Below are 12,962 nucleotides of genomic sequence, written 5' to 3' on the forward strand. Positions count from 1 at the left end.
TGTGGGGTCGGTGGGGGGTGTCCCCGCAGGACGAGCGCGCACCGGCGGGTACGGCCGAGAAGGTCAGTCCCGCGCGAGCCGAGGAGACACCCCCCCGGCGGCCCCGCACCTCCACCCCCCTGTCCCGACCCCGACCCGGGGGGCACACCCCAGCCCCGCCGGCGTTTGAGGCGCGGCCACCGGCCCGCAGCCGGAGGGGAGCAGGGGCAGCGCCCCCCAAGGCACCGGCCCGTACCCGGGGCACCGGCCCGCAGCCGGAGAACGACAGCGGCCCGCCCCCCCGGGAGGGAAGGGGCGGGCCGCTCAAGGGGCCGGGTTACGCCTTGCGGAGGCGGAAGGTCAGACCCAGGGGCTCGTCCGTGAAGGGGTCGCCGTAGGCGGCGTCGGCTTCGCCGGACGCGAAGTCCGTGGCCAGCACCTCGTCCGCGATGAGGCCGGCGTGGTCCGTCAGGGCCGTCACGACCTCCGGGTCCGCGGAGGACCACCGCAGCGCGATCCGGTCCGCCACGTCGAGGCCGGAGTTCTTCCGGGCCTCCTGGATCAGGCGGATCGCGTCACGGGCCAGGCCCGCCAGCCGCAGCTCCGGGGTGATCTCCAGGTCCAGGGCCACCGTCGCGCCCGAGTCGGACGCCACCGACCAGCCCTCGCGCGGGGTCTCGGTGATGATGACCTCCTCCGGGGAGAGGGAGACGGGCTCCCCGTTCACCTCGACCTCGGCGGAGCCGGACCGCAGCGCCAGCGACAGCGCCGCCGCGTCGGCCGCGGCCACCGCCTTCGCCACGTCCTGGACGCCCTTGCCGAAGCGCTTGCCGAGCGCGCGGAAGTTCGCCTTCGCCGTGGTGTCCACCAGGGACCCGCCGACCTCCGAGAGGGAGGCCAGGGAGGAGACGTTCAGCTCCTCCGTGATCTGGGCCTGGAGTTCCGGAGACAGCGCGTCGAAGCCCACCGCGCCGACCAGCGCCCGCGAGAGCGGCTGGCGGGTCTTCACGCCCGACTCGGCGCGCGTGGCGCGGCCCAGCTCGACCAGGCGGCGGACCAGCAGCATCTGCTGCGACAGCGCCGGGTCGATCGCCGCCGTGTCCGCGACCGGCCACGTCGACAGGTGCACCGACTCGGGGGCGTCCGGGGTGACCGGGACCACCATGTCCTGCCAGACCCGCTCCGTGATGAAGGGGGTGAGCGGAGCCATGAGACGGGTGACCGTCTCGACCACGTCGTGCAGGGTGCGCAGCGCGGCCGGGTCGCCCTGCCAGAAGCGGCGGCGCGAGCGGCGGACGTACCAGTTGGACAGGTCGTCCACGAAGGCGGAGAGGAGCTTGCCCGCCCGCTGGGTGTCGTAGGACTCCATCGCCTCCGTGACCTCGGAGACGAGGGCGTGGAGTTCCGAGAGGAGCCAGCGGTCGAGGACCGTGCGGTCCGCCGGGGCCGGGTCGGCCGCGGACGGCGCCCAGTTCGACGTACGGGCGTACAGCGCCTGGAAGGCGACCGTGTTCCAGTAGGTGAGGAGGGTCTTGCGGACGACCTCCTGGATCGTGCCGTGGCCCACGCGGCGGGCCGCCCACGGGGAGCCGCCGGCCGCCATGAACCAGCGGACCGCGTCCGCGCCGTGCTGGTCCATGAGAGGGATGGGCTGGAGGATGTTGCCCAGGTGCTTGGACATCTTGCGGCCGTCCTCGGCGAGGATGTGGCCCAGGCAGACCACGTTCTCGTAGGACGACTTGTCGAAGACGAGGGTGCCGACCGCCATCAGCGTGTAGAACCAGCCGCGCGTCTGGTCGATGGCCTCCGAGATGAACTGCGCCGGGTAGCGCTTCTCGAAGATCTCCTTGTTCTTGTACGGGTAGCCCCACTGCGCGAACGGCATCGAGCCCGAGTCGTACCAGGCGTCGATCACCTCCGGCACGCGCACGGCATCCAGGGAGCAGCCCTCGTGCGTGCAGGTGAAGGTGACGTCGTCGATGTACGGGCGGTGCGGGTCCAGGGCGGAGTGGTCCCGGCCGGACAGCTCGCTCAGCTCGGCGCGCGAGCCGACGCAGGTGAGGTGGTTCTCCTCGCAGCGCCAGATCGGCAGCGGGGTGCCCCAGTAGCGGTTGCGGGAGAGCGCCCAGTCGATGTTGTTGTTCAGCCAGTCGCCGAAGCGGCCCTGCTTGACGGAGTCCGGGAACCAGTTGGTCTTCTCGTTCTCCCGCAGCATCGCGTCCTTGACGGCGGTGGTGCGGATGTACCAGGACGGCTGTGCGTAGTAGAGCAGGGCCGTGTGGCAGCGCCAGCAGTGCGGGTAGCTGTGCTCGTAGGCGATGTGCTTGAAGAGCCGGCCGCGCGCGTCGAGGTCGGCGGTCAGCTTTTCGTCGGCCTTCTTGAAGAAGACGCCGCCCACCAGGGGGACCTCCTCCTCGAAGGTGCCGTCGGGGCGGACCGGGTTGACGACGGGCAGGCCGTAGGCGCGGCAGACCGCGAGGTCGTCGGCGCCGAAGGCGGGGGACTGGTGGACCAGACCGGTGCCGTCCTCGGTCGTGACGTACTCGGCGTTCACGACGTAGTGGGCGGGCTCGGGGAACTCGACCAGCTCGAAGGGGCGCTCGTACGTCCAGCGCTCCATCTCCTTGCCGGTGAAGGTCCGGTCCGTGGCCTCCCAGCCCTCGCCGAGGGCCTTCTCCAGCAGCGGCTGGGCGACGACCAGCTTCTCCGAGTCCTCGGCGCCGGTGCGCGTGGCCACGACGTAGGTGACCTCGGGGTGCGCGGCGACGGCCGTGTTGGACACCAGGGTCCACGGGGTGGTCGTCCAGACCAGCAGCGCCGCCTCGCCCGCGAGCGGGCCGGAGGTGAGCGGGAAGCGGACGTAGACGGAGGGATCGACGACGGTCTCGTAGCCCTGGGCCAGCTCGTGGTCGGAGAGGCCGGTGCCGCAGCGCGGGCACCAGGGGGCGACGCGGTGGTCCTGGGTGAGCAGACCCTTGTTGAAGATCTCCTTCAGCGACCACCACACGGACTCGACGTACTCCGGGTCCATGGTCCGGTAGGCGTCGTCCAGGTCGACCCAGTAGCCCATGCGGGTCGTGAGCTCGGTGAACGCGTCGGTGTGGCGGGTCACGGACTCGCGGCACTTGGCGTTGAACTCGGCGATGCCGTACGCCTCGATGTCCTGCTTGCCGTTGAAGCCCAGCTCCTTCTCGACGGCGAGCTCGACGGGCAGGCCGTGGCAGTCCCAGCCGGCCTTGCGGGCCACGTGGTAGCCGCGCATCGTGCGGAAGCGGGGGAAGACGTCCTTGAAGACGCGGGCCTCGATGTGGTGCGCGCCGGGCATGCCGTTCGCGGTGGGCGGGCCCTCGTAGAAGACCCACTCGGGGCGGCCCTCGGACTGCTCCAGGGTCTTGGCGAAGGTCTTGCTCTCGCGCCAGAAGTCGAGGACCGCGTGCTCGAGGGCAGGCAGGTCGACCTGGGCGGGTACCGGGCGGTACTGCGGCGGTGTGGTCATGAGGCTGAACTCTTCCTCCGGCGGGATGTCACTTCCGTCCGGAGGGACGAGAGCCGACTGCTGCTCCCGCGGTACCACCCTCCTTGGCCGCCGGACGGATCCGGTGGCCCCCTCATTGGGGTGCGAAGCCGGTTCTACTCGCCCTGCGGGGGACCCGCGGCTTTCTTCCGGCGGCTCAGGGGTGATCCTTCACGTCGCGCTCGCCCCCGGGCTCTCACCGTCCCCGGGTCGCTCCTGGCTGCGTCCGACGCTACTCGTCCCCGTCCATGCCTTTCGCTGGGCCCAGTGTACGGGCCGGGAAGGGACGCGGCAGACCGGTTTACGGGGGCCCGTGCGAGGCCCGCGGCCACGGCGTGGCGGGGGTGCGGCCTCGGGGGACGCGAGCGGGGCCGGAGCCGGGTCCGGCGCAGGGCCCGGGGTGACCCGAACGGGCCATCAGCGCCGTCGCGGGATCGGGTGGGGCGGGAGTGGCGGATTACCGGGCCTCGGGATGGGCACAACGGATGCAGGTTGACCTCGACGGATGCGTGCCCCGTTGCCGCGGGGGCGGAGCCGATTTATCGTTCCGGCACGATTCGCGAGCAATATCACAGTATGTGAAGGGGCCGCGGCCATGGTGGCGAAGAAGACAGCGGTCTCCGGGGACCCGGCTCCCGCCAAGAAGGCGACGGCGGCCCGAAAGGCGACCGCCAAGAAGGCTCCGGCGAAGAAGGCATCGGCGAACAAGACGGCCACGGCGAACAGCACGGCCGCGGCGGGCAAGACGGCGGCATCGGGCACGACGGCGGCGGCCGGCAAGGCTGCGGCCGACAAGGCGACCGCGGCCGGGAAGAAGACGACCGCAGTCAAGAAGACGACCGCCGTCGGGAAGCGGACGGCCACGGCCAACAAGGCCGGGGCCGAGGGGGCGGCGCACGCCGCGAAGGAGACGGGAGTCCGGAACGTGGTTGCCAAGAAGAGCACCGGTGCGGCGAGGAAGACGGCTGCGGCCGCCACCAGCGGGCTGCCCAAGACCCGGGTCACGGCGGCCGCCGCCCCCGGGGAACTCGCCGTACGTCCCGGGGAGGACCCCTGGACGCCCAAGGAGGTCGAGGAGGCCCGCGAGGAGCTGACGTCGGAGGTGCTGCGGCTGCGCGCCGAGCTGGACGCCTCGGAGGTGGCCATCTCGGGCCTGATGAGGGACTCGGGCGACGGCGCCGGCGACGACCAGGCCGACACGGGCACGAAGAACATCACCCGGGAGTCCGAGCTGGCACTCGCCGCCAACGCCAGCTCGATGCTGGAGCAGACCGAGCGGGCCCTGGAACGGCTGGAGGCGGGCACGTACGGGCTCTGCGAGAGCTGCGGGCAGCCCATCGGCAAGGCCAGGATGCAGGCCTTCCCGCGGGCCACGCTGTGCGTGGACTGCAAGCAGAAGCAGGAGCGGCGGCACTAGGGGGTGCCTTGCCGATCAGGCCGGACCAGGGAGCGCGGGTGCCCGCGGAGGCGGAGGGCGGAGGCGGGACGGGCGCTGTGCGGGGGCCCTGACGTACCCTCGTCTGGTCAGGGTCCAGGAGAAGCCTGGGTCGGCTAGTTCGAGGGACTCACGTGGCAGAGGCGGAGCGCATCATCGGTACGCCGGAGGTCGGGGACGACGCCCAGCCGGAGTCGGCCGCGCCCAAGGGGCGCCGCCGGATCGCGGCACTGCTCGTCGTGGCGGTGCTCGCCTACCTGCTGGACCTCGGCACCAAGATGCTGGTCGTGGCGAAGCTGGAGCACCAGCCGCCGATCGAGATCATCGGTGACCTGCTGAAGTTCGAGGCGGTCCGCAACCCGGGCGCCGCGTTCGGCTTCGGCGAGGCCTTCACCATCATCTTCACCGCCATCGCGGCGGCCGTGATCGTGGTGATCGTGCGCCTGGCCCGCAAGCTCTACAGCCTGCCCTGGGCCATCGCCCTCGGTCTGCTGCTGGGCGGTGCGCTGGGCAACCTGACCGACCGGATCTTCCGTTCGCCGGGCGTGTTCCGCGGGGCTGTCGTCGACTTCATCGCGCCGGCCCACTTCGCCGTCTTCAACATCGCCGACTCGGCGATCGTGTGCGGCGGCATCCTCATCGTGCTGCTGTCGTTCAAGGGCCTGGACCCGGACGGCACCGTCCACAAGGACTGATCGCGGGACGGCCCGTCCGCCCCGTCCTGCATACTCGACGGGTGAGTACGATTCCCGAGATCCGCACCCTGCCCGTTCCCGATGGCCTCGAAGGCGAGCGCGTCGACGCCGTCATCGCCCGTATGTTCGGTTTCTCCCGGACCAAGGCGGCCGAGCTCGCGGCCGAGGGGAAGGTGTCGGTCGACGGCAGCGTCGTCGGGAAGTCCGAGCGCGTGCACGGCGGCGCCTGGCTCGAAGTCGAGATGCCCGCGCCGCCGCGGCCCGTCGAAGTCGTGGCCGAGCCGGTCCCGGGCATGGAGATCGTCCATGATGACGACGACATCGTCGTCATCATGAAGCCCGTGGGCGTCGCCGCCCACCCGAGCCCCGGCTGGACCGGCACCACCGTCATCGGCGGCCTCGCCGCCGCGGGCTACCGCATCTCCACCTCCGGCGCGTCCGAGCGCCAGGGCATCGTGCACCGCCTCGACGTCGGCACGTCCGGCCTGATGGCCGTCGCAAAGTCCGAGCGCGCGTACACCTCGCTGAAGAACCAGTTCCGCGAGCGGGTCGTCGACAAGCGCTACCACGCGCTGGTGCAGGGCCACCCCGACCCGATGAGCGGCACGATCGACGCGCCGATCGGCCGCCACCCGAGCGCCGACTACAAGTGGGCGGTGACCCAGGACGGCAAGGCCTCCGTCACCCACTACGACCTGATCGAGGCCTTCCGCGCCGCCTCGCTGCTGGACATCAAGCTGGAGACGGGCCGTACGCACCAGATCCGCGTGCACATGTCCGCGCACCGCCACCCGTGCGTCGGAGACCTGACCTACGGCGCCGACCCGACCGTCGCGAAGCGGCTCGGCCTGGCCCGCCAGTGGCTGCACGCGGTCCGGCTGGGCTTCGAGCACCCGGCGGACGGGCAGTGGGTGGAGTTCGAGAGCACCTACCCGGCCGACCTCCAGCACGCCCTCGACGTGATCCGCGCCGAGAGCGAGTGACCTCGCCGGTCGAGGTCCGGGTCGCCGTCTCGCAGGAGGACCTGAAGGCCTGCTTCGCGGTGCGGTCCGAGGTCTTCGTGGCCGAGCAGTCGGTGCCGGAGTCGATCGAGTACGACGCGTACGACGCGGGCGCGGTGCACGTCCTGGCCGTGGACGCCGACGGGACCCCCCTGGGCACGGGCCGCCTGCTGCACGGGCCGGCGGCCCTCGGCGCGACGGGCGTCCCGGCGGCCGGCGTGCTGGGCCGGCTGGCCGTCGCCCGGTCCGCGCGCGGACTGGGTGTGGGGAGGCTGCTGGTCCGAGCGATCGAGGCGGAGGCCGCCCGGCTGGGGCTGACCTCGGTCGACCTCGGCGCGCAGACACATGCGCTGGGCTTCTACGAGCGGCTCGGGTATGTGGCCCACGGCCCGGAGTTCCAGGACGCGGGCATCCCCCACCGCGCGATGCGCCGCCCCCTCCCGTAGCCCTGCGGCCCGCCCGCCGGGACTCCGTGTCCGCGCCTCGAACGCCGGCGGGGCTGGATGTGGCTGAGCTGCACGGGACGTTCCGCCCGGGGCCGGCTGCCACGCTGCGGCAGTTGCGGCCCCTGCGGCGTTCGAACGAGGAGCGGGTTCGGCGGCCGGAGCCCCGGCTTCTCGGCCCCGCCGGCGGTGGCGGCGAGCGGGTCGGCCGGGGCGGAGCCTCGCGGGGGTCGACACGCGGGGCCGGCGCAGTCACCGCCCGGGCCCAGCGCGGCGGCCTGGCAGGGTGGGGGAGTGGATCAGCTCGCTCTGCTCTTCGTGCTCCTCCTCGGGGCCGTGGTCATGGTGCCGCTCGGGGACCGGCTGGGGCTGCCCGCGCCGGTCCTGATGACCCTCGGCGGGGTGGTCCTCGCCCTGGTGCCGGCCGTGCCGGAGGTCGAGGTCCCGCCCGAGTTCATCCTGCCGCTGGTGCTGCCGCCGCTGCTGTACGCCTCCGTGCAGCGGACCTCGTGGCGGCAGTTCGCCGCGAACGTGCGGCCGATCCTGCTGCTGGCCGTGGCCCTGGTGTTCGTCACGACCGCAGCCGTGGCCGCCGTCGCCTATTCCGTGGTGCCCGCGCTGCCGCTCGCCGCCGCCGTCGCGCTCGGCGCGCTCGTGGCCCCGCCCGACCCGGTCGCCGCCACCGCCGTCGCCGGATCGCTCGGGCTGCCGCGCCGCATGGTGTCGATTCTGGAGGGCGAGGGGCTCTTCAACGACGTGACGGCCATCGTGCTCTACCACGTGGCGATCGCCGCCGCCGTCAGCGGCAGCTTCTCCTGGCCCGACGCGCTCGGCGAGTTCGTGCTGTCCGCCGTCGTCGCCGTGGTCGTCGGCCTGGCCCTCGGCTGGACCACCCACCGGCTGATGGGCCGGCTCGGTGACGCCACTCTCCAGATCGGCCTGACGTTGCTGGTGCCGTTCGTGTCGTACGTGGTCGCCGAGGAACTCCACGGGTCCGGGGTGCTGGCCGTGCTGACGACGGCCCTGTTCCTCGCCGAGTACGCCTCCGACGCCGACGACGTGCTGGGACGCCTGGCCGGGCACACCTTCTGGGAGGTCGTGGACACGCTGGTCACCGGCGTGGCCTTCGGTCTGATCGGGCTGGAGCTCCACAACGTCTTCGGGACGGCCCAGGACCGCGCATGGCAGATGGCCGGCTGGGCGGCGGTCGTCGTCGCGGTGGTGGTCGGCGTACGGCTGGCGTGGCTGCTGCCGGCCGGGTGGCTCGCCAAGAAACTGCACCAGCGGCGCGATTACGACGAGGAGATCCCGCTCAGCTGGCGGGAGAGCGTCGTGATGTGGTGGGCGGGGATGCGCGGGGTGGCCTCGGTGGCCCTGGCCCTGGCCGTTCCCCTGAAGACGGACTCCGGCGAGCCCTTCCCGGCGCGGGACGAGATCATCTTCATCGCGTTCGCGGTGATCATGGTGACCCTGGTGTGCCAGGGGCTGACCCTGCCGTGGCTGGTGCGGCGCCTGGGCGTGGAGGAGGACACCGACGCCAGGCGGGACGCCGAGCGGCAGCTGGCGATCCGCGCCGCCAAGGCCGCGAAGCGGCGGCTGAAGGAGATCGAGGAGGCCGAGGAGCTGCCGGAGGACCTGATCGAGCAGCTGAGCCGGCGCGCGTACGACGTGGGGGCCAGGATCAGCCCGGACATGGTCGACGAGGAACGGCGCGAGGCGTACGCGCAGCGCGTGCAGCGGCTCCGCGACGTCCAGCGGATCCAGCGGGAGATGATGTCGGCCGCCCGCCACGAGGTGCTGGCCGCCCGCAGCGAACCCGGCTCCGATCCGGAGGTCGTCGACCGGGTGCTGCGGCACCTCGACGTACGCAGCCTGCGCGCGCCCTAAGTCGTGTCGTCAAAGTTCCGCCTGGGCGGCGCCACTTTGACGAGACTCCCTGGGTGTGATCGACCACGAGCGTTGTCGGGTGCGGGCGGCTGCCGACGCTATTTCGCGGACACTCCCGGGCGGGCCCCCGTCACCAGGCGTTCGAGGCCCCGCAGGAAGCGGACGTACGGGGACCAGCGGGCCCGGTGGGCGATCGTGCCCGTGCAGGCCAGTTCGGCGCGGTCCAGGCAGTCCTCCAGCACGGCGTCGTGCGCCGGGCGGTAGGCCAGCGGCCAGGTGACGCGGCTGACGCCGCTGACGGTCATCGCGAGGGTGTGCCGCAGCACGGTCCGCTCCGCGTCGGCGGGCAGTGCGGTGAACTCGTGGAAGCCGTGGAACCCGCGGGGCCCGGTGAAGGCGAAGCGCACCCAGGTCCCCGGCACGTACGCGGCCACCGTGTAGCGCACCGGCCCGTGGCCGCCCGCCGCCCCGACGGCCAGGGGGCGGTCGAGCTCCATCTCCTCCCACAGGCGGGCCGGCCACAGCCGGTCGTCCTCACCGCCGGCCAAGGTGTCGATGAGTGCGCCGACCTCCCCCTGCCCGGCCGTCAGCAGGCGTTCGTGCACGTTGAAGACGCCCATGGGTCCTCCCCTCCAGATTATTAGAGATGGGTCTCTAATAATCTGGAGGGTACTCTCTGATTCATGGCGAGACCACCCCGCTTCGACATCGACCAGATCCTCGACGCCGCCGTGCGGCTGGCCGCCTCGGCCGGACCGGGCGGTGTGACCATGTCCGCCGTCGCCCAGGCGATCGGCGCGCCGAGCGGTTCCATGTACCACCGCTTCGCCGGGCGCACCGCCCTGCTCGCCGAGGTGTGGCTGCGGACCGTCGAGCGGTTCCAGGAGGGCTACCTCGCCGGCCTCCACGGCGAGGCCGATCCGCTCACGGCCGCCCGCGGGGCCGCCCGCCACGTCGTTTCCTGGAGCCGAGCCCAGCCCGAGGAGGCAGCGCTCCTCCTCTACGGCGCGGCGGAGTTCGGCCGCGCCGACTGGTCCGAGGAGCACACCCGGCGCGCCGACTCCGGCAACGAGCGCGTCTACGCCGCCATCGGCGAACTCGCCGCGGCCCTCGGGGCCGCGGACGACCGGGGCCGGGACCGGATCACCCTGGCCCTGATCGACCTGCCCCTCTCGGTCGTCCGCCGGCACCTGCGCGCCGGAGCGCCACTGCCGCCGCACGCCGAGGACCTCGCCGAGGAGTGCGCGGCGGCGCTGCTGGCCTAGGGAGTGTCCGGGGCGGGGGGTGCCTGGGCGATGGCGATGCGGGGGAGTGCGTAGGGGTGGTGGTCGGCCAGCCACGTGATCAGCCGCTCGCGGACCGCGCAGCGCAGCGTCCAGAGGTCGTCGGCGTCCTTGGCCGTGACCACCCCGCGGATCTGGACCGTGTGCGGTGTGGTGTCCGTCACGGCCAGGCCGCCGCCGCGTCCGTCCCATTCGGGGAGTTCCTCCAGGATCTGCTGGAACCGCTCCCGCATCAGGCCCACGGGGGCGCTGTGGTCCAGGTGCCAGAAGACCGTGCCGGTCATCTGCGCGCCGCCGCGCGACCAGTTCTCGTACGGCTTGCTCGTGAAATACGACACAGGCATCGTGATGCGGCGCTCGTCCCAGGTGCGGACGGTCAGGAAGGTCAGGGTGATCTCCTCGACGCGGCCCCACTCCTTGTCGACCACCACGGTGTCGCCGATGCGGACGGTGTCGCCGAAGGCGATCTGCAGGCCGGCGAAGAGGTTGCCCAGCGAGGACTGCGCGGCGATGCCCACGACGATGCCGAGGACTCCCGCCGAGGCCAGCACCGAGGCGCCGACCGCACGCATCGGCGGGAAGGTCAGCAGCATCGCCGCCGCGGCGACCACGACCACCACCGCGGCGACCACCCGCTGGATCAGCGTGACCTGGGTGCGCACCCGGCGGACCCGGGCCTCGTCCTCGGTCACCGCCGCGTAGCGCGCGTACGTGGAGTCGACGGCGGCCGTCGCGATGCGTACCGCCAGCCAGGCCGCCGAGGCGATGAGCACCAGGGTGAGGAAGCGGCCGACGCCGACGGGATGGTCGGGCAGGACGCCCGCCCAGCGGTAGGAGCCCCGCAGCAGGGTGGCGCAGAGCACCACCTGGAAGGGGAGCCGGCAACGGCGCAGCAGTCCCCACAGGGGGGTCTCGGGGTGCCGGGCGTCGGCCCGGCACAGCAGCAGGTCGAGCAGCCGGCCCGCGATCAGGGTGGCGACCAGCGAGCCGCCGATGACCGTCATGGGGCGCAGGAAGTTCTCGGTCTCCATGGGGATGAAACGTAGCGGGAGCCGTGGCGTGGCAGGGCCTGGGACGGCTGGCACGATGGAGGCATGAACATCATGCTTTTCCATTCGACGTACGGGCTGCGGCCCGCCGTGCACGCGGCGGCCGACCGGCTGCGCGCGGCCGGTCACCAGGTCCGGGTACCGGACCTGTTCGAGGGGCGCACCTTCGAGACCGTCGAGGAGGGCATGGCCCACCGGGACGGGATCGGCCGTGACGAGCTGCTGAAGCGGGCGGTGCTGGCCTCGGCCCCGCACTCCGACCAGGGACTGGTCTACGCGGGCTTCTCCTTCGGCGGTTCCCTCGCCCAGCACTTGGCGCTGGCCGACGAGAAGGCGCGCGGGCTGCTCCTGCTGCACGGGACGGCGGACCTGGAGGACAGCGCCTCGGTGGACGAACTCCCGGTGCAGCTGCACATTGCGGACCCGGACCCCTTCGAGCCGCACGACTGGCTGACGGCCTGGTACCTGCGGATGCAGCGGGCAGGGGCGGACGTCGAGGTCCACAGCTACCCGGGCGCCGGGCACCTGTTCACCGACCCGGGCCTCGACGACTACGACGCCGAGGCGGCGGAGCAGACGTGGAAGACGGCGATCGGCTTCCTCGACAGCCTGTAGCCGCGCCCGGCATGGGGGAGGGCCCGGCCCGGCGGATGCCGGACCGGGCCCTCCCCGTCGCTGGGGTCAGCCCGCGCGGTAGGCGGTCCAGTTGCTGCTCATGCGGGCCACCTGGCCGGCGCTGAACTGGTACATGCAGGAGTCGTACGTGTAGTCCATGAAGTTGCGGATCGGGTCCGCGCCGGGCTTGCTGGCGCAGCTGTCGCGCCCGGTCGGGCACTCGTACGCGGCGCTCTTCTCGGCCGGGGTGTCGGAGACGTAGTCGCCGTTGCCGTTACAGCCGCCCTGGAAGGTGTGGTACAGCCCGAGCCAGTGGCCGACTTCGTGGGTGGCGGTGTCGCCCTCGTTGTAGTTGGCGGAGGAACCGCCGGGCAGCGAGGTGTCGAGCACGACCACGCCGTCCATCTTGGGGCTGGAGGCGTAGGAGGTCGGGAAGGTGGCCCAGCCGAGCAGGCCGCCGGAGAGCTTGGCGGTGTAGAAGTTGAGCGCGCCCGGGCCGCCCTGGCGCAGGGTGTTCTTCATGTCCTTCTCGGCCTGGGAGCCGGAGGCCAGGTTGTACCAGGACGCGTTGTCCGTGTAGTCGGTCGACGCCAGGGTGAACTGGAAGTTCGTGTTGACGTTGCCGGTGCCCTGGCCGCCGTAGGCGGCGTTGAGGACCGCGAGCTGCTTGCTCACGTCGGTGGCCGTGAGCTTGCCGGCCGCGCCGGAGTGCACGACGTGGAAGTACACGGGGATGTTCACGACGGCCTCGGCGGCGGCGAGGCTGCGCTGGGGCTGGTTCTTGAGGGCCTTGTCCAGCTTCGACTTGAGGTCGGCGTCCATGGCCTTGGCCTGCGCGTCGGTGAGCTCGTTCGGCTCGTCCGCGTGCTCGTCGTGGGTGCGGGTCACGCGGGCGTTGGCGGGTGCGTTGGCCTGGTCGGCGCACACCTCGGCGGGGGTCTTGGCGGCCGCGAGCGTGGTGGGGGCGGCAAGCGGGGTGAAAGCCAGGGTTCCGGCCAGAACCGCCGTGCCCATCAGGCGGCGGCGGAGAAGGGGGGATATGCGGGCGTTCGCGCGCACGT

General features: G+C 72.3%; 11 protein-coding genes. 7 read left to right on the forward strand and 4 right to left on the reverse strand.

The genetic code is table 11. From position 1 onward, the window contains the following. Positions 1-316: 316 nt before the first annotated feature. The gene (ileS, locus tag AB0F82_RS36075) at positions 317-3,475 is read right to left on the reverse strand and encodes an isoleucine--tRNA ligase (protein ID WP_362635450.1); all 3,159 of its coding nucleotides are present in this window, start codon (positions 3,473-3,475) and stop codon (positions 317-319) included. Positions 3,476-4,088: 613 nt separating this feature from the next. On the opposite strand from ileS, the gene AB0F82_RS36080 reads away from it, so the two are divergent. From AB0F82_RS36080 to AB0F82_RS36100, 5 genes are all read left to right on the forward strand, one after another. Next, positions 4,089-4,910 carry a TraR/DksA family transcriptional regulator gene (locus AB0F82_RS36080; protein WP_362635453.1) on the forward strand — a complete coding sequence of 274 codons (822 nt, stop codon included), beginning with the start codon at positions 4,089-4,091 and terminating at the stop codon, positions 4,908-4,910. Positions 4,911-5,062: 152 nt separating this feature from the next. After that, on the forward strand, positions 5,063-5,623 hold the full coding sequence (gene lspA / locus AB0F82_RS36085) for a signal peptidase II (protein WP_356813203.1): 561 nt from the start codon (positions 5,063-5,065) through the stop codon (positions 5,621-5,623). 41 nt (positions 5,624-5,664) lie between these two features. Then, positions 5,665-6,606 (forward strand): RluA family pseudouridine synthase, encoded by a 942-nt coding sequence (locus AB0F82_RS36090; RefSeq protein WP_362635456.1) that lies wholly within the window; start codon positions 5,665-5,667, stop codon positions 6,604-6,606. Beyond that, positions 6,603-7,070, forward strand: coding sequence for a GNAT family N-acetyltransferase (locus AB0F82_RS36095; protein WP_356813205.1), 468 nt, complete (start codon positions 6,603-6,605; stop codon positions 7,068-7,070). Before AB0F82_RS36090 ends, AB0F82_RS36095 begins: the two co-directional genes overlap by 4 nt. A gap of 291 nt (positions 7,071-7,361) precedes the next feature. Further along, positions 7,362-8,954, forward strand: coding sequence for a Na+/H+ antiporter (locus AB0F82_RS36100; RefSeq protein ID WP_356813206.1), 1,593 nt, complete (start codon positions 7,362-7,364; stop codon positions 8,952-8,954). Between the two features lie 98 nt (positions 8,955-9,052). On the opposite strand, the gene AB0F82_RS36105 is transcribed toward AB0F82_RS36100, so the two are convergent. Beyond that, entirely contained in the window at positions 9,053-9,574 is a 522-nt protein-coding gene (locus AB0F82_RS36105; protein WP_362635460.1) for an SRPBCC family protein, read from the reverse strand. A 63-nt stretch (positions 9,575-9,637) separates the two neighbouring features. On the opposite strand from AB0F82_RS36105, the gene AB0F82_RS36110 reads away from it, so the two are divergent. Further along, positions 9,638-10,219 carry a TetR/AcrR family transcriptional regulator gene (locus tag AB0F82_RS36110; protein ID WP_362635462.1) on the forward strand — a complete coding sequence of 194 codons (582 nt, stop codon included), beginning with the start codon at positions 9,638-9,640 and terminating at the stop codon, positions 10,217-10,219. Here the strand turns inward: AB0F82_RS36110 and AB0F82_RS36115 are convergent. Beyond that, positions 10,216-11,268: a mechanosensitive ion channel family protein gene (locus AB0F82_RS36115; protein ID WP_356813209.1), complete on the reverse strand. Its 1,053-nt coding sequence runs from the start codon at positions 11,266-11,268 to the stop codon at positions 10,216-10,218. The two genes, AB0F82_RS36110 and AB0F82_RS36115, sit on opposite strands and share 4 nt — an antisense overlap. Before the next feature lie 63 nt (positions 11,269-11,331). Between AB0F82_RS36115 and AB0F82_RS36120 the strand changes: the two genes are divergently transcribed. After that, positions 11,332-11,901, forward strand: coding sequence for a dienelactone hydrolase family protein (locus AB0F82_RS36120; RefSeq protein ID WP_362635466.1), 570 nt, complete (start codon positions 11,332-11,334; stop codon positions 11,899-11,901). A gap of 66 nt (positions 11,902-11,967) precedes the next feature. On the opposite strand, the gene AB0F82_RS36125 is transcribed toward AB0F82_RS36120, so the two are convergent. Next, positions 11,968-12,915 (reverse strand): zinc metalloprotease, encoded by a 948-nt coding sequence (locus AB0F82_RS36125; RefSeq protein WP_362635494.1) that lies wholly within the window; start codon positions 12,913-12,915, stop codon positions 11,968-11,970. Between the last annotated feature and the right edge of the window lie 47 nt (positions 12,916-12,962).

The organism is Streptomyces virginiae, from assembly GCF_040638905.1.
Lineage (GTDB): Bacteria > Actinomycetota > Actinomycetes > Streptomycetales > Streptomycetaceae > Streptomyces > Streptomyces virginiae_B.

What these genes read in the sequence shown, in the direction of transcription:
- AB0F82_RS36080 (WP_362635453.1), top strand. Translation starts at nt 4,089, where the DNA reads ATGGTGGCGAAGAAGACAGCGGTCTCCGGGGACCCGGCTCCCGCCAAG.
- AB0F82_RS36110 (WP_362635462.1), top strand. Translation starts at nt 9,638, where the DNA reads ATGGCGAGACCACCCCGCTTCGACATCGACCAGATCCTCGACGCCGCC.
- AB0F82_RS36115 (WP_356813209.1), bottom strand. Translation starts at nt 11,268, where the DNA reads ATGGAGACCGAGAACTTCCTGCGCCCCATGACGGTCATCGGCGGCTCG.
- AB0F82_RS36120 (WP_362635466.1), top strand. Translation starts at nt 11,332, where the DNA reads ATGAACATCATGCTTTTCCATTCGACGTACGGGCTGCGGCCCGCCGTG.
- AB0F82_RS36105 (WP_362635460.1), bottom strand. Translation starts at nt 9,574, where the DNA reads ATGGGCGTCTTCAACGTGCACGAACGCCTGCTGACGGCCGGGCAGGGG.
- ileS (WP_362635450.1), bottom strand. Translation starts at nt 3,475, where the DNA reads ATGACCACACCGCCGCAGTACCGCCCGGTACCCGCCCAGGTCGACCTG.
- AB0F82_RS36125 (WP_362635494.1), bottom strand. Translation starts at nt 12,915, where the DNA reads ATGGGCACGGCGGTTCTGGCCGGAACCCTGGCTTTCACCCCGCTTGCC.